Genomic DNA, 15,754 nt, shown 5'->3' on the forward strand with positions numbered 1-15,754 from the left:
GAAACTGCATGGCTGGAATACTTCCCCCACCGCCATGGCCTATACTGACATATAAAAAGAACCAGAGGCAAATATTATGCCCCGGGTTCTATAAAATTATCACCAATATTGGTATATACGTGAGTCCTGTGCGCCTGCGTAAATTCTTATGCCCCTGTCAATACTTCCTCAGCAATATTCCGGGAGTGGTCTGAAATACGCTCCAGGCTGACAAGTGCATCTAAAAAAACAATGCCTGCATCTGTATTGCACTGATTATTTGCCAGCCTCTTCATATGGCTCGACCTGATCCTAATTTCAAGATCGTCAGCCTGGCTCTCTTTTTCAATGACTTTCATAGCCTTCTCTTTGCTATCTTCCTCAAAGGCTTCTATCGCATATATATAGCTGTCTATACATACATCCATCATTTCCTTTAATTCTGCGGTGCCAATTTCTGTAAATTCCGCTTTACGTGACTGCAGCGTTTCTGCAAATTCAGAAATATTTTCACAATAATCACTAATACGCTCTATATCAGATAATATCTGCAGAAGGCTTGCCACACGCTGGTGCTCCTTTTCATTAATAGAAAGTGAGCTGATTTTAATGACATAATCCGTAATACCGCTGCACAGCCTGTCCACAGTGCTTTCTTCCTCTTTAATCTCCAGAATCTTCTGATAGTCTTTAGTAAACATAACATCCTTCGATTTTGCCAGAGTTACTTTTACAATATTCCCCATGCGTACAGCCTCACTGACTGTGGACTGCAGCGCGATGCTTGGCGTCTCCAGCATTCTGTCATCTAAAAGCACACGGCTTTCGTCTGTTTCCTTCTCATCCCCTTTTTCCAGTTTCTTTGCAAGTTTAATAATCCAGTCTGAAACAGGGAACAGCAGTATCGTAGTGCCAATATTGAATATCGTATGGACAGTACTTATCTCTGTCTGTGTAATCAGGCCGTTGCCAGCAGCCGGATTAATGATTTTGAAAAAGACGATTGCCACAATGCTGAAAATAATCGTTCCAATAATATTAAACAGAAGATGCATCACCGCCGCTGTCTTAGCCGTCTTTTTCGCCCCAATGCTGGACATGATCGCAGTCACACAGGTACCAATATTCTGTCCCATAATGATATATACTGCTGCATTAAAGGGAACCAGGCCTGCCCCAGCAAGACTCTGCAAAATACCCACAGATGCAGATGAGCTTTGAATGATAGCAGTAACAACCGCCCCTGCTACGACCCCCAACAGCGGATTGTGGCCAAGTGTCACAAAAAGGCTGCGGAATCCCTCAGATTCCTGTAAAGGCGCAACAGCAGATGACATGGTGGTGATACCGACAAACAAAAGCCCAAAGCCAACAATGATACTGGAAACATCCTTAGTGGAACGCCGTGTCCCTGTAAGCATAACAATCACGCCTACCATAATGGCTATAGGCGCCAAATTACCGGGACTTAAAAATTTGGCCCACTCCACACTGGATACGAGCCAGCCTGTCACAGTTGTGCCGATATTCGCACCCATTATAACTCCCATGGCCTGGGTAAGATTCATGATCCCTGCATTTACAAAACCCACGACCATGACCGTAGTCGCGGAAGAGCTCTGGATTACAGCCGTAATAAAAGCACCGAGCAGAACCCCAAAAAACTTATTCTTCGTCAGTGCTTCCAGTAATGTCTTCATCTTACTGCCGGCAGCATTCTCCAGGCCCTGGGCCATAATCTGCATTCCATAAATAAACATGCCGAGTCCGCCGACAAAAGGAATAATAATGCCTACGTAATTCATACGCTTCCTCCTATAGTATACAGCTATATTAAGTTTTCCCGTACTATTACGATAACATTATCGTTTGCAAAACACAACAAAATTTTACTTATATTTTATATATATTTTACTTTTTCATTCTAGGCTCAAAAATGAATGAGGCCATATATCCAAATATGAGCGCTGCTGATATGCCCACTGCACTGGCCGTAAATCCCCCCATGAAAATCCCAAGAAATCCATCCGTATCGACGGCCTTTTTCACACCCTGCCACAACACATTCCCAAATCCCAAAAGGGGTACGCTGGCCCCTGCCCCCGCAAACTTCTGGAACGGTTCATAAATATTGCAGAACCCAAGCACTGCGCCGCTGCATACAAGAAGTACCATAATCCTCCCTGGCATCAACTTCGTCCGGTCCAGCAGTATCTGCACCAATGCACAGATAATCCCACCTATTAAAAATGCATAAATGTAGTCCATAAAACCTCCTTTTAGGACGTAGCCTTTTTATTTTTGTTACGTCCTCAATTAACTTTAATGGTGTACCTATTTGCTTTCTGACCTGTACCTAAATTTAATCAGCAATGTTCCAAAACAATTGCATGTGCGATTCCGGGAACGCTGGCACCTTCATTAAAACTTACTGTGGACATGAGTGCGCCTGTAGGAACGAAAAGTATTCTCTTCCACTCTCCTTTTTTTATTTTGGGAAGGATATAAGCAGATAATGTAACTGCCGCACAGCCGCAGCCGCTGCCTCCTGCATGGGTGTCCTGCATCTGCTGGTCAAAAATGGTCATTCCGCAATCCATATGTTTTGTCTTAATATCATATCCTTTTTTCTTCATCAGGTCGAACAGGATGTCCTGTCCAACATATCCCAGGTCGCCTGTCACGATTCTATCGTAATCTTCTACCTGTCTGCCAAAATCTTTTAAATTCTGTTCAATAGTATCAGCTGCCGCTGGAGCCATACATGCACCCATATTTTGTGAATCCTTTAATCCATAATCTACAATTCTCCCAACAGTTACACCGCTGATCCGTACGTGGCTTTTCTCTGTTCCCACAAGAAACGCCCCACTGCCAGTTACTGTCCAATGTGCAGATAATGGCCTCTGGCTAGCATAGCCGAGAGGAAAACGGAATTCTTTTTCTGCACTGCCGAAATGGCTGGACGTAACTGCAAGCATATAGTCACCATATCCTGCAGCAACACTCATTGCACTCAATGCCAGAGCCTCGCCGGAAGTAGAGCACGCTCCATATAACCCAAACATAGGAATCTGCAGAGCCTCCACCCCCATTGATGTGGCAATGCCCTGGCGCAGCAGGTCTCCCCCAAATAGATACCTGACCTTTTCAGGTGTAATATGTGCCTTGCCAAGCGCAAGTACACACGCCTCTTTCTGCATATTACTCTCGGCCTCCTCCCAAGTCTTGCCTCCGAAAAGATCATCTTGGTTGGCCATATCAAATAATTTTGCAAGCGGTCCCTCTGACTCTTTACTGCCAACAACAGATCCGCTGCTGATAAGATAAGGTGATTCTCCAAAGCCAATACTCTGGCTTCCTTTCGTTTGATTCATCCTATTCCCTCATTTCCATATATTTTCTATCGGATTTTAAGAAATAGTATCTCTTACTTTTTCCAAACTATACATTTAATGGCCTGCTTAGTGGACTCCTTCGATAGATATATGAAACACTCCATTCGAATAATGGGCATTTAAATATAAAAAATAAAATTCATTAAATTATCAGACAATAGTCCTTAAGTTTACTGAATAAAACTTCGGGTTTTACGATTATTTATATTAAAAGTACGTATTTTTGCAAAGGGGACAGTCCCTCCTGCAGGAGGGACTGTCCCCTTTGACAACCGTTTTCAGAATATTTCCATCTCCGCCTTTCTCTAATCTAATTCCACTCCTTTATATCCTTCAAAATTGTAGCGTCCGCTGGATCCGATGACTCTCATATATTCTTTAATAAATTCTTTCATCGCATTCTGTGCGGCTATACACAAATCCATATAATCAATTTCAGGATTCTTTTCAAGTGCCTGCGCAGTGGCTTTCCTGGCATGTTTAAAAAGATCTGTACAAACATTAATTTTGTTGATTCCACAGGCAACAGCTTTTTTGATGTTTTCATCCCCTGCGCCGGAACCACCATGGAGTACAAGAGGCATTTTTAATGTCTGTTTCAGTAATCTCAGGCGTTCAAAATCCAGCCTGGGGACAAATCCTTGGGGATAACTTCCATGGGCGGTCCCTATAGCCACGGCCAGACAGTCACAGCCAGTCTTTTCCACAAATTCTTTTGCCTGTCCGGGATCCGTATAGAGATCTCTTTTTTCATTGTCCGCCTGATTCGCCATCCCTACATGGCCAAGCTCCGCCTCGCAAGATAATCCCATACTATGGGCAAGAGATGCCACAAGCTGTGTTCTCCGTATATTTTCCTCAAACGTATAGCTGGAGGAATCGATCATTACACTGGAAAAACCATATTTTATTGCTTTTGTAATATCTCCCAGATCGGCCCCATGGTCTAGATTAAATGCAATCGGAACAGAAACTTTTTCAGCCATCCCCTTAATCATAGGTGCGAGAATATCCCCATGCCCGTGGGCCTTCATCTGGCGGGGGGAAATATTAAGTATTACCGCAGACTTTTCCTCCTCTGCAGACTGAATGATAGCCTTTGCCTGCTCCATATTCACACAATTAATTGCCATCACTGCATACTGATTTTTATGTGCATGCCAGAGCATGTCTTTCATCGATACATACATGTTTTTATCCTTTCAAAATTAATACCGCATTCATTTAACTGGCGGCTAAACTGGATTAACCCCTTATTTCTCCGCCTTAAAAATAAGTTCCACTGCAAAAATTTATATAATAGACACTGTATCTTCTTCACTCTCCACATATCCTTCTGGCAGCGGTTTTCTCAAAATTGCGTACAATACTCCTGTAATGCATCCTCCAAGCAGCCAGTATCCCACAAATAAAAGAGGATTAGATGTCATAGCCACTACAAAGGCGCCTCCGTGGACAGCCGGGGATTCCAGTGCAGAAATCATACACAGTCCCCCAGTAATGGCACCTCCGGTCATACAAGAAATAGCCACCCGTATGGGATCCTTCATCAGAAACGGAATGACCCCCTCCTGCACATAGCAGCAAGACAGAATAAACAAGGATTTGGCCTGCTCCCGCTCGCCGTCTGTAAACTTCTTTTTACCCCCAAGAAAACATGCAAGTCCGATTCCAAGAGGTGAAGTCATTCCAGCACACATTTTGGCAGATGTGGGGATTAGAAACCCGTCTGCATTCAGTCCATTGACAAAGAGCGCTGCAGTCTTATTAATAGGCCCGCCATGGTCAAAACAGATCATGGCACCGATAACTGCACCCAGAACGAATTTAGACCCTCCGCTTAAAGATGTCAGGCCTGCAGTCAGCCATTCCATAAACACACGGATCGGCACACCGACAACATAATACATCAAAAGTCCGCAGACAAGAGTGGCCAGGACTGGGATTACTAAAATAGGCATGATACCCTGAATTGCTTTAGGTACTTTAATCTTCTTAACTGCCAGGACAAAATAGCCGACCATGATACCGCCCACGACGCCGCCCACAAACCCTGTATTAATGGCACCAGCCAGGGCGCCCATGACAAATCCTGGGGCCAGTCCCGGTTTATCAGCCATGGCATAGGCAATAAATGCCGCAATTACTGGTACTACAAAATTCATCATATTCTGTCCTAAAAGCATGATGGCCTTTGCCAGGGTGTCAATTTCATCCATATGATTTCCAATATCATACCCTCCCATAGCTTTTGCAATTGCCTGTATCACCCCCGCCCCTACAATAACAGGGATCATATAGGAAATACCTGTCATAATGGAATCTCTTAAAAATGCTCCCTGGCTTTTCTTTTTTACTTTCCTCTTTATCTCTGCCATTTTATCCCAACGCCTCCATCAATTCATCAATTATACCCTCAGCATCCTTAATCGCCTCACTGACACCCACAGTAAGTGTGGGAAGTGCATCGAAACGTCCGCTGTTCTTAATCCTTACATCGCTGGCCACAATCACACCATCTGCCCTGGCAATATCCTCCTTTGTAATCTCATTTTCAACACCTGTCGCCCCCTGGGTTTCAATTTTGATTTCCAGTCCCCTTTTTTTAGCACATTTTTCAAGATTTGATGCGGCCATATAGGTATGTGCAATTCCTACCGGGCAGCTTGTCACTCCCAAAATAAACATATTACTCTTCCTCCTTTTTATTTTTAAATAACCTTTTAATTTCCTGTACAGATGACGCTGCCTTAAGCGCCTCCCGGAAATCATCATCCATCAGATTTGACGCAAGCCTGGACAACATTTTTAAATGCGTGTTATCTGAGGATTCTGGCGCTGCAAGCATAATTACATAGTCAACCGGACGTCCATCCAGGGTTTCCCACTCCACCGAATTTTTAAGTTTCACTAATGTAAATGCCGCTTCTCTGACACAGTTGGATTTGCAATGGGGTATTGCAACGCCATTTCCCACTCCCGTGGAAAATTCAGCCTCCCTTTCGTAAAGTCCATCTATATATTGTTTCAGGCTGTTTACTTTACCTGCGTCATACATCATTTTACCGAGGCCCGTCAAAACATCATCTTTTGTCTCAGCCTCAAAGCCAAAAGATACCAACTTCTCATCAACCATTTCTGCAATATTCATAAAGTCTAATTATTCCTTTCTCTGCTGATCCCCGCCTGCTGGATATTTCACTGCATATTTTTTAAGATTTCAATATCATTAAATTTCCTGGCCTTAAGAACCTGCCCTAAATCTTTTATATTTTTAGTCAAATCAAGTATCTCCCCAAAAATCCCCTGAAAGTCATTTTTAGTCCTGGCATTTAACGCCAGCATAAATACCAGCTGTACTTTTTCGTTTCCCCAGGCTATTGGTTTTTGAAGAGTCAGCATTCCAATTCCTGGTTTCAAAATATGCCCCTCGAAGGCATGTGGGATTGCCACCAGGTTTCCTATGGATGTGTCTGATAATCCCTCCCTCTCAAAGACTGACCTCACATACCCCCCGTCCACGTACCCCTCTCTCAGCATCCTGCTGCCCAGCAGCTCAATTACTTCTTCCCTTGACTTTAAGTCACAGTCTAAAATGGAAATATCCTCATGTAAAACTCCTCTTAAATATGAATAGCTGCATTTTCCTTCACCATGCTGATTCTCCTTTTTCCCAATATACTTTCTTATATGTGACACATCTGTATCATTGAGGACAGAGGAAACCTGGATCACATCTATCCCTTTTAAGTACAGCGGCACAGTCGAAATCACAAAATCCTGCCCATTGCCCTCCAAATTCTCCGCCTGATTTCCCGAAATAATCTGCCTGATTTCCAGGTCTGGGAAAAGCCGTCCCAATTTCATGGAGATAAACTGTGAAGTGCCTATTCCTGTGGTACATACAACAGTAACCGACAAGTTCTTCTTTTTCTTCTGGGCCATTCTCTCAATAGAAGCGCCGATATGAAACGTTATATATCCTATCTCATCCTCTGTTGCTTCAATTTTGTAGCGGGTACTAAATTTCGAAATTAAGTAGGAGGCTATCTCATACTCATAGAACATCTCCTTTTTTACAGATTCCAATATTGGATTTGCCAAATACATTTTACTTTGGATCCTGTGGACCATACACTCCAGATGGTCAAACATAGCACATGCCAGCTCCTCATCTTCTCCTAAATCAAGATGGTACTTTCCATCAATTTCATGTAGGACTTCTTCCATGTAATCAAACATTTCCGGTGCCCTGACCCGCAGCTTATCCTTATCCTTTTCTTTTATAATAGGAACCTGAAAGCGCATCCCTTTAAGGCAGGAGAGCAGATATGTGACTTCTTCTTCTGGAATCTTTATCCCCATATGCACTGTAATCTCTTCCTTTAAGTACTGGCTGATAAACCATTCCTGCCTCCCCACATCAAAGGAACCGGGATTATCTGTCTCTACCAGGGAGTCCATCTTGACACGCTGAATCATAACTGCAAGCTGTACAAGAAATTCATCAAAAGAAATATCCGTGAGCACAAAATGAAATCTTTTCTCTGTCTCCAGAACGACTTCCTTTAACAGTATCAGGTCCACATCTTCAAAAAGTATTTGTACTTTCTCTACAGCAGACTTTCCAGGTTCTCCTGCCGCTCTTTTCAATGCATCAATAAGGGCCAGCCTTATTTGTTTTTCAGAACCCCAGGCCTTGACCCCGAGCTTAACCTTTTTAGTAAAATGAATCCCAAATTTTTCCCAAAATGGTTCCAATTCATTGATATCATTTACAATGGTCCCCTTACTTACATAAAATCTCCCAGACATTGCCTCCATGGAGGTAAAGTCCTTGTTGTTCAGAAGGGCAGCAGCTATATAGTACTTTCTTACATCTGCTGATATATAAGAATCCTGTACTTCATACAAAGCCATTCTCAAATATTGTTCACCATCTGCGTCAAGGTCCAGCCAAAGTCCCACGCCCTGCTTTGTACGTATAGAACAGGAATGCTTTTCCAATATCTCATTAATTTTCTTAATGTCTGTTTTAATTGTCCTTGGACTTACCTTTAATTCTGCAGCAATCTGAGATGTAGTAAATTTCTTTTCATTTTTTAAAAGCATATTCAATATTTTCTTTTCTCTTGGTAAAAACATCTGGCCACCTCCCTCATGCTGCTTGAACATATTATATCTGCCCGCTATATATTTTTTCAAAACATATAATTGCACTTTAAATCAAAGACTTAGTGCAATTTATGTCAAATTCCCCGTATTTTTTTGCATTTTATATGTATTTATTATCTATTTTATCTAATTTAATAACTTTTTTTCTATATAGTCATTTATATTTTTGTGCATACTGCCCTGCTTTGATTTGCATTTCATTTTCACCATATTTTGTTTCACCTATTTGGTGAAATTTTTCAATTATTCATTTATATAAAAAGTTTTTATAATGAAACTATAGAAAAAGCCAGCGTTTTCTGGCTATGAATATTATTATAAGGAGGATTTTATATGATTAATTTTGAATTTTACAATCCCACTAAAGTAATTTTTGGCAGAGGTACTGAAGCGGAGGCAGGCCGTGAAATCAAGGCACTGGGAGGGCATAAAGTACTAGTGCATTTTGGTGGAACCTTTCTCCAGGAAAACGGTACCCTGGATAAGATACATCAGGGCCTTCAGGATGCAGGCCTAAAATACATAGATTTAGGCGGCGTAGTGCCCAATCCCCGCTTAAGCCTTGTCAAAGAAGGTATCCGGTTATGTAAAGAGGAGGGGGTTGATTTCCTTCTCCCAATCGGAGGAGGAAGTGCCATTGACTCTGCCAAAGGAATCGGATATGGCCTGGCCAATGATTTTCCTCTTGAAGATTTGCTTCTAGGAAAAACAGCAACTGATAAAATTGCCCCCATAGGCTGCATTTCTACTATTGCCGCTACTGGATCAGAGACGAGTAATTCCATGGTTATTACAATTGAGGAAGGTATGCTCAAACGCTCATACAACCATGACTGCGCCCGTCCTAAATTTGCGGTCATGAACCCTGAGCTCACCTTCACACTCCCGGTATACCAGACTGCCAGCGGTGCGTCTGACATTATGATGCACACGATGGAGCGTTACTTTACAAATACCTCTGACGTAGATCTGATTGACCGTATGGCCGAGGGACTACTTGTCTCTGTACGGGAAGCCGCCATAACTGCCGTACATGAGCCAGACAACTATGAAGCGCGCGCGGCCCTGATGTGGGCGGGGAGCCTATCCCACAACGGACTTACCGGTACAGGTCGGGTAGCAGATTTCGCCTCCCATAAAATTGAACACGAACTCGGGGGAATGTTTGATGTAGCTCACGGTGCAGGCTTATGTGCTATATGGGGAAGCTGGGCTAGGTATGTGTTAAAAACAAACCCTTACCGGTTTGCCCAATTTGCCGTGCGTGTGTTTCATGTGGAGGAAAATTTCTATGATGTGGAAAGCACTGCACTCAAGGGCATTGAAGCGTGGGAAGAATGGTGCCGTAAAATAGGCATGCCTACAAATATGAAAGAACTTGGCATTGAACCCTCAGATGCACAGATCCACGAGATGGCCGAAAAGTGTGTGGCCGCCGGTGGAGGGCATGTAGGATTTTTCCAAACTTTATATAAAGATGATGTTATTAAAATATACGAGATGGCAAAAAAATAAAATTTTACTTTTTCATAGAATTGGCTGGTATATTCTATCTTTTTTTCCAAATACTAAATCACATGATAATGAAAAAAAGGAGAGTTTTCTATGGACAAAGTTGAAAAAATGAAACAACAGAAACAGTATGAGGATTATGTAAAACAGAAAACTCCTGTCCACAATGTGTATGTAAATATGGCAAAGGCATTTGTCACTGGAGGAATTATTTGTACTCTGGGGCAGTTCATCTACAATTACTGTGAACTTCAATCCCTGTCTAAAGACGAATGCAGTGGATGGACCTCCATGCTGCTTGTACTTATCAGCGTAATCCTTACAGGAATCAATGTATACCCTAAAATCGCCAAATGGGGCGGCGCAGGGGCCCTAGTCCCTATCACAGGTTTTGCTAATTCAGTGGCGGCCCCGGCCATTGAATATAAAAAAGAAGGGCAGGTATTTGGAATCGGATGTAAGATTTTCACTATTGCCGGCCCTGTCATACTCTATGGGATTTTTACTAGCTGGGTACTGGGGTTACTGTACTGGATTTCTAAATTCATTTAAATATAGGACATGAAAAATGGCACTTCACAAATTAAAGCGAAGTGCCATTACTTATGCCTGCGCACAGGCAGGCATATATCATTTATTAGTGAGAAAAAGCTGCTGTTTTAACGCTCCTCCCGGAAGTAATTGAGCCCGCAGCTCTTAGGCTGTGCATGTTCCTTACTCTGTCTCATGCTAGTCACCACAAGTACAATGATCGTCGCAACATAAGGAACCATGTCATAGATCTGTGCAGGCAGGCCGGGAATATTTATGTACATACGCATAATAGTCAGGCCTCCAAAAATAAGGGCAACCAACATCCCTCTTGCAGGGCTCCAGGTCGCAAAAATAACCAGGGCAACCGCCAGCCAGCCATAGCCGCTGACACATCCATGTACCCACACGCCCGATGTTGTCACCATACTCATATACATACCGCCGATCCCGCAGATCCCTCCGCCTATCACAGTTGCTGCATATTTATATTTTGTAATATTGATTCCCGCCGCGTCTGCTGTGGCAGGATCTTCCCCTACAGCCCTTAGGTTCAGGCCTACCCTGGATTTATTAAAAAACCAGGCCATCAGTACAGCAAGCACAATCGCAAAATAGACAAGCCAATTATATTGGAAAAGCAATTTCCCGAGTATGGGGATATCCGAGAGCACTGGAATGTGGAGCCTGGAAAAGGCCTCTTTAGTTGCACTGCCTACTGCCACATATCCCCCAGCTTTCTGTCCAATATATTCTCCAAAAAAATTCCCGAAACCAGTACCGAATATTGTCAATGTCAGGCCTGTCACATTTTGGTTTGCCCTAAGAGATATGGTCAGGAAGCTATAAATCAATGCACCGAAGGCACCTGCTGCAAAGGATACTGCCAGGGCAATCAGGGCAGACACAATTCCACTTGCCGCCCCCCCGGCCTTAGCTACACCCTGCTCATAATAATATGAACCTGCCAATCCGGTAATGGCCCCCATAAACATCATCCCCTCAACGCCCAGGTTCAGATTGCCAGACTTCTCTGTCAGTATCTCCCCCAGGGCGCCCAGAAGAAGCGGCGTGCCGGCCAGCACGGCAGCAATAAACAAACTGTTTAATGTACTAATCATGTCTTTCCTCCTTCCCCCGGAATATCAGACGGTACGTAATAAAGAACTCACACCCGAGCATAAAGAATAAAATGATTCCAATCAGAAGGTCAGAGGCAGACGCAGGTATTTTAAAATTTGTCTGGATAGTGTTGGAGCCTCTCTCCAGCATCGCAATAAATACAGAGACAGCCAGCATCCCAAAGGGATTCATCTTTGCCAGCCAGGCCACTGTGATGGCTGTAAATCCCACGCCTCCTGCCGTCCCTTCCGTAATAGTATAATCTGCCCCTGCAAACTGCAGCATCCCCACAAGTCCACAGAGTGCGCCTGATAAAAACATAGTCCTAATGAACACTTTACTGACATTAATCCCCGCATACCGCGCTGTATTATTACTCTCTCCCACAACAGCAATTTCATATCCCTGTTTTGTCTTATTAAAATATATGTAGGAAATAACAACTAATACTAAAGCCAAAATCCATCCCCAGTGTACGCCAAGTACTTTTGTCAGCCGCGCCCCAGGCACAAGCATGGCAATCTTCGGGAAGCTGCTTCCAGGAGCCTTCCAGGGCCCGTTCATGAGATATTTAATAAAAGCCAGGGCAATATAATTCAGCATCAAGGTAAACAAAGTCTCATTTGTCCCCCATTTTGCCTTACAGACTGCCGGGAGAAGCCCGTACAACCCGCCTGCCGCCATCCCGGCCAGGAGCATAAGAACTACCAGAGGAAGCTTAGGCAGAATATGGGCGGTAAAAAGTCCAAAAAAACCTGCCGCCACTGCACCCACTAATATCTGTCCCTCTGCCCCGATATTCCAGAACTTCATTTTAAAAGCAAAAGAAATGCCAATAGCTGTAATCAAAAGGGGGATTGCCAGCTTGACTGTCTCATGTATGACTGTCCGGGATCCCCATGAACCAACCACCATAGCCTTATAGACGGACAAGGGGTTGTGTCCCAGAAATAAAATTAAAAGTCCCCCGGTTATCAGGGAGAGAAGGAATGCAATTCCCCGTATTCCCCAGGATTTCTGTCTTGAAATCACATCCCTCTTTACCATACGTATCAGAGGCTCCTTTGCCTGTGCATTTTGATTTCTGCTCATGCACCCACCTCCTCACTCTTGCCGTCTACATGTATCATCATTAGTCCAATATCTTCCTTTGTTACTTTTTGGGGATCCACAATACCACTTACTTTGCCACCGCACAGAACCATAATCCTGTCGGATAACTCCATCAGCACATCCAGATCCTCTCCTATAAAAATTACCGCCACACCCTTTTGCTTCTGCTCGTTCAGCAAGTCATATATTCTGTAAGAAGAGTTAATGTCCAGTCCGCGTACCGGGTAAGCCACAATCAAGACAGAAGGACTGCAGGCAATCTCCCTTCCCAACAGCACCTTCTGCACATTCCCTCCTGAAAGCCTTCCCACTGGGGTTTCCACACCCGGGGTTACAATTTCCAGATCTTCAATGAGCTGGCTGGCCAGTGCTTTTGGAGTCTTTCTGTCCACAAACAGCCCTTTATTATTTTTGTAGCTGCGCAGCATAACATTATCCGTCATATCCATCCCTGCAACAAGACCCATTCCCAGCCTGTCCTCCGGGACAAATGCCATAGAAATCCCCTTTTTCACAATCTCATCCGGCTTCAGCCCCAAAATCCTTTCCTTGATGGGTTCCCCGTCCAATTCTCCAGCATACAGTACAGAGCCTCCCACTGTCGGATATAATCCCGCTATCACCTCGCACAACTCCTTCTGGCCGCTGCCGGCTATCCCTGCCACACCCAGTATTTCCCCGCCATAAGCAGAAAAAGAAACATTGTCAAGAGCTTTCACGCCATCCCCGCTTAAACAGGTAACGTCAATAACCTGGAGCTTTTCCTGGCCTCTTTCTATCTCAGGCCTGTCAATTTCCAGGCTGACTGGCCGCCCGACCATCATTTCAGTCAGCTGGGCCTGGCTGGTCTTGTCAGTATCTACGGCACCTATGTACTCACCCTTGCGCAAAATAGCCACCCGGTCAGATATAGAAAGCACCTCATGAAGTTTATGTGTAATAATAATAATTGATTTACCATCCTCCTTCATGTTCCTCAGCACAGCAAACAGTTTCTCTGTCTCCTGGGGAGTCAGCACTGCAGTAGGTTCATCCAGTATCAATATGTCTGCGCCTCTATAGAGTACCTTTAAAATTTCTACAGTTTGTTTCTCTGAGACAGCCATATTGTATATTTTCTTTGTAGGGTCTATCTCAAAACCATACCGGTCAGCAAGCTCCCCCACCTTACTGTTAATTTCCCTGCGGTTCACCGTAACCCTGCCATTTAGTCCCAGCACAATATTCTCCGCCGCTGTCAGGACTTCCACCAGCTTAAAATGTTGATGGATCATACCGATGCCCAGGTCAAATGAATCCCTGGGAGAACGGATTGTGACTGGCCTGCCATGCACATGTATCTCACCATGATCAGGGAAGTAGATGCCCGAAAGCATATTCATCAATGTTGTCTTGCCGCTCCCATTCTCCCCAAGGAGTGCCAAAATCTCCCCGTTTTTCAATTCCAGGTCTACATCTCTGTTGGCCACTACCTTGCCAAATGTCTTGGTGACATGTTGCATTTTTACAGCATAATTTGTCTCTTTGCCCACATCCTCACTCTCCTTCTTCTCTGCGTGTTTTATATTAACCCCCTCAATAGACAAGGGTACTGTGCTTCCAAAAACAGAGCCGTTATGTAACGGCTCTGCCAATGAACTTATTCCTCATTAAATCAGCTATTCAACCACATTACATCCTTCTATAATATAACTCCAGGATGGTGCAGAACTTTCTTCCTGCTCGTGATAGTAATCGCCTTCCTCTACTTCAATTGTCTCGCCGTCCGGACTCGTGCCTTTAAGAGGGCCGTCAAATACATGAATCTCTCCTGACTTAAGCGCTTCCTCTGCCTTGTCAATGGCTTCCTGTGTCCCCTCAGCTGCGATGTCTGTGTTCAACGGGGAAAGATATACTGCACCGTCTGCAAGTCCTTTGCACCAGTCAACGGGGATCTCCTCGCCGTCAATCATTGCCTGGACAGCGTCAGTCACATAGATGCCCCAGTCAATCCGGGCAGAAATCAGGGAAGCTTTAGGCGCCGCCTCTATCATATCATTATTATATCCTACCTGCCATACCCCATTTTCCTCAGCCGTTGTCGCCGGGGCTGTAGAATCTGAGTGCTGGGAAACAACGTCGCACCCACGCTCAATCAATGCTTTTGCAACCTGTGACTCTACAGTTGGGTCATTCCATGAATTCGTATACATAATATCCATTGTCACATCTGGATTCACACTCTTTGCGCCCAAATAAAATGCTGTATAGCCGCTGATTACCTCCGCAAACGGAAATGCAGCTACGTATCCCAGTTTATTTGACTCTGTTTTCATGCCTGCCGCGATACCTGCCAGGTAACGCCCTTCATAAATAGAGGCAAAATAATTATGCATATTATCCAGGCCTGAATCTGCTGCCTGATAGCCTGTGGCATGGCAGAACTGAATCTCGGGGTACTCTGCTGCAACCTCTTTTACGTAATCTTCAAATCCAAAGCTTGTTGCAAAGATGATATTACAGCCTGCATCCACAAGCTCCCTGAGTGCTGTATCACACTCTGCCCCCTCAGGGACATTGAATTTATTGACAATCTGGTCATCGCTTAAGCCAATGGCTTCCTGCATCTCCTTTGTACCCAAATCCTGATTATAGGTATACCCCATATCACTTGGGTCAGACACATGTACAAATCCTACTTTAAGGTCCTCTTTGGCAATGCCCGCGGCCTCTGTCTTTTCCTTTGTGTCGCTACTTCCTGATTCAGCGGCCGGTGCACCACAGCCAGCAAGCAGGCCGATCACCATAGTTGCGCACAGCAGCGCGCCTAACAGTTTCTTTTTCATACTTTTCTCCTCCTAAAAAAAACTGGCTACCCTCATGGGAAACATATTCCTTCATTGGATAGCCTGTACTACATTTAAATTTTACACTGACCACAATCA

At 44.1% G+C, this 15,754-nt stretch carries 14 protein-coding genes; 2 read left to right on the plus strand and 12 right to left on the minus strand.

Going from position 1 to position 15,754, the window contains the following annotated elements; translation table 11 throughout:
• Window positions 1–146: 146 nt before the first annotated feature.
• From EFA47_RS12200 to EFA47_RS12235, 8 genes are all read right to left on the minus strand, one after another.
• On the minus strand, window positions 147–1,784 hold the full coding sequence (locus EFA47_RS12200; protein WP_122643532.1) for a Na/Pi cotransporter family protein: 1,638 nt from the start codon (window positions 1,782–1,784) through the stop codon (window positions 147–149).
• A gap of 106 nt (window positions 1,785–1,890) precedes the next feature.
• Window positions 1,891–2,247, minus strand: coding sequence for a SpoVA/SpoVAEb family sporulation membrane protein (locus EFA47_RS12205; RefSeq protein WP_122643533.1), 357 nt, complete (start codon window positions 2,245–2,247; stop codon window positions 1,891–1,893).
• 98 nt (window positions 2,248–2,345) lie between these two features.
• A complete protein-coding gene (spoVAD, locus tag EFA47_RS12210; protein ID WP_122643534.1) occupies window positions 2,346–3,356 on the minus strand; it encodes a stage V sporulation protein AD in 1,011 nt (336 codons plus the stop codon).
• Window positions 3,357–3,682: 326 nt separating this feature from the next.
• Window positions 3,683–4,567 (minus strand): class II fructose-bisphosphate aldolase, encoded by an 885-nt coding sequence (locus EFA47_RS12215; protein WP_122643535.1) that lies wholly within the window; start codon window positions 4,565–4,567, stop codon window positions 3,683–3,685.
• Between the two features lie 102 nt (window positions 4,568–4,669).
• The gene (locus tag EFA47_RS12220) at window positions 4,670–5,755 is read right to left on the minus strand and encodes a PTS fructose transporter subunit IIC (RefSeq protein WP_122643536.1); all 1,086 of its coding nucleotides are present in this window, start codon (window positions 5,753–5,755) and stop codon (window positions 4,670–4,672) included.
• A gap of 1 nt (window position 5,756) precedes the next feature.
• Window positions 5,757–6,065: a PTS fructose transporter subunit IIB gene (locus tag EFA47_RS12225; protein WP_122643537.1), complete on the minus strand. Its 309-nt coding sequence runs from the start codon at window positions 6,063–6,065 to the stop codon at window positions 5,757–5,759.
• A gap of 1 nt (window position 6,066) precedes the next feature.
• Window positions 6,067–6,528, minus strand: a complete 462-nt coding sequence (locus EFA47_RS12230; protein ID WP_122643538.1) for a PTS sugar transporter subunit IIA — start codon at window positions 6,526–6,528, stop codon at window positions 6,067–6,069.
• Between the two features lie 47 nt (window positions 6,529–6,575).
• Complete coding sequence (locus EFA47_RS12235; protein ID WP_122643539.1) at window positions 6,576–8,522, minus strand: BglG family transcription antiterminator; 1,947 nt, start codon at window positions 8,520–8,522, stop codon at window positions 6,576–6,578.
• Window positions 8,523–8,885: 363 nt separating this feature from the next.
• On the opposite strand from EFA47_RS12235, the gene EFA47_RS12240 reads away from it, so the two are divergent.
• The gene (locus EFA47_RS12240) at window positions 8,886–10,067 is read left to right on the plus strand and encodes an iron-containing alcohol dehydrogenase (RefSeq protein WP_122643540.1); all 1,182 of its coding nucleotides are present in this window, start codon (window positions 8,886–8,888) and stop codon (window positions 10,065–10,067) included.
• A 90-nt stretch (window positions 10,068–10,157) separates the two neighbouring features.
• Complete coding sequence (locus tag EFA47_RS12245) at window positions 10,158–10,616, plus strand: SpoVA/SpoVAEb family sporulation membrane protein (protein ID WP_122643541.1); 459 nt, start codon at window positions 10,158–10,160, stop codon at window positions 10,614–10,616.
• A gap of 107 nt (window positions 10,617–10,723) precedes the next feature.
• On the opposite strand, the gene EFA47_RS12250 is transcribed toward EFA47_RS12245, so the two are convergent.
• The 4 genes from EFA47_RS12250 to EFA47_RS12265 all read right to left on the minus strand — a co-directional run bounded on the left by EFA47_RS12250 (window position 10,724) and on the right by EFA47_RS12265 (window position 15,655).
• The gene (locus tag EFA47_RS12250) at window positions 10,724–11,716 is read right to left on the minus strand and encodes an ABC transporter permease (RefSeq protein WP_122643542.1); all 993 of its coding nucleotides are present in this window, start codon (window positions 11,714–11,716) and stop codon (window positions 10,724–10,726) included.
• Window positions 11,709–12,809: an ABC transporter permease gene (locus tag EFA47_RS12255; protein ID WP_122643543.1), complete on the minus strand. Its 1,101-nt coding sequence runs from the start codon at window positions 12,807–12,809 to the stop codon at window positions 11,709–11,711. Before EFA47_RS12255 ends, EFA47_RS12250 begins: the two co-directional genes overlap by 8 nt.
• Window positions 12,806–14,332, minus strand: a complete 1,527-nt coding sequence (locus tag EFA47_RS12260; protein WP_206215554.1) for an ABC transporter ATP-binding protein — start codon at window positions 14,330–14,332, stop codon at window positions 12,806–12,808. Before EFA47_RS12260 ends, EFA47_RS12255 begins: the two co-directional genes overlap by 4 nt.
• A 156-nt stretch (window positions 14,333–14,488) precedes the next feature.
• Window positions 14,489–15,655 carry a BMP family ABC transporter substrate-binding protein gene (locus tag EFA47_RS12265; RefSeq protein ID WP_122643544.1) on the minus strand — a complete coding sequence of 389 codons (1,167 nt, stop codon included), beginning with the start codon at window positions 15,653–15,655 and terminating at the stop codon, window positions 14,489–14,491.
• Between the last annotated feature and the right edge of the window lie 99 nt (window positions 15,656–15,754).

Origin of the sequence: Luxibacter massiliensis, from assembly GCF_900604355.1 — a bacterium.
Classification (GTDB): domain Bacteria; phylum Bacillota; class Clostridia; order Lachnospirales; family Lachnospiraceae; genus Luxibacter; species Luxibacter massiliensis.

Bases quoted from the DNA above. Each gene is read 5' to 3' on its own strand.
- EFA47_RS12200 (WP_122643532.1), bottom strand. From the start codon at position 1,784: ATGAATTACGTAGGCATTATTATTCCTTTTGTCGGCGGACTCGGCATG.
- EFA47_RS12205 (WP_122643533.1), bottom strand. From the start codon at position 2,247: ATGGACTACATTTATGCATTTTTAATAGGTGGGATTATCTGTGCATTG.
- spoVAD (WP_122643534.1), bottom strand. From the start codon at position 3,356: ATGAATCAAACGAAAGGAAGCCAGAGTATTGGCTTTGGAGAATCACCT.
- EFA47_RS12215 (WP_122643535.1), bottom strand. From the start codon at position 4,567: ATGTATGTATCGATGAAAGACATGCTCTGGCATGCACATAAAAATCAG.
- EFA47_RS12220 (WP_122643536.1), bottom strand. From the start codon at position 5,755: ATGGCAGAGATAAAGAGGAAAGTAAAAAAGAAAAGCCAGGGAGCATTT.
- EFA47_RS12225 (WP_122643537.1), bottom strand. From the start codon at position 6,065: ATGTTTATTTTGGGAGTGACAAGCTGCCCGGTAGGAATTGCACATACC.
- EFA47_RS12230 (WP_122643538.1), bottom strand. From the start codon at position 6,528: ATGAATATTGCAGAAATGGTTGATGAGAAGTTGGTATCTTTTGGCTTT.
- EFA47_RS12235 (WP_122643539.1), bottom strand. From the start codon at position 8,522: ATGTTTTTACCAAGAGAAAAGAAAATATTGAATATGCTTTTAAAAAAT.
- EFA47_RS12240 (WP_122643540.1), top strand. From the start codon at position 8,886: ATGATTAATTTTGAATTTTACAATCCCACTAAAGTAATTTTTGGCAGA.
- EFA47_RS12245 (WP_122643541.1), top strand. From the start codon at position 10,158: ATGGACAAAGTTGAAAAAATGAAACAACAGAAACAGTATGAGGATTAT.
- EFA47_RS12250 (WP_122643542.1), bottom strand. From the start codon at position 11,716: ATGATTAGTACATTAAACAGTTTGTTTATTGCTGCCGTGCTGGCCGGC.
- EFA47_RS12255 (WP_122643543.1), bottom strand. From the start codon at position 12,809: ATGAGCAGAAATCAAAATGCACAGGCAAAGGAGCCTCTGATACGTATG.
- EFA47_RS12260 (WP_206215554.1), bottom strand. From the start codon at position 14,332: ATGCAACATGTCACCAAGACATTTGGCAAGGTAGTGGCCAACAGAGAT.
- EFA47_RS12265 (WP_122643544.1), bottom strand. From the start codon at position 15,655: ATGAAAAAGAAACTGTTAGGCGCGCTGCTGTGCGCAACTATGGTGATC.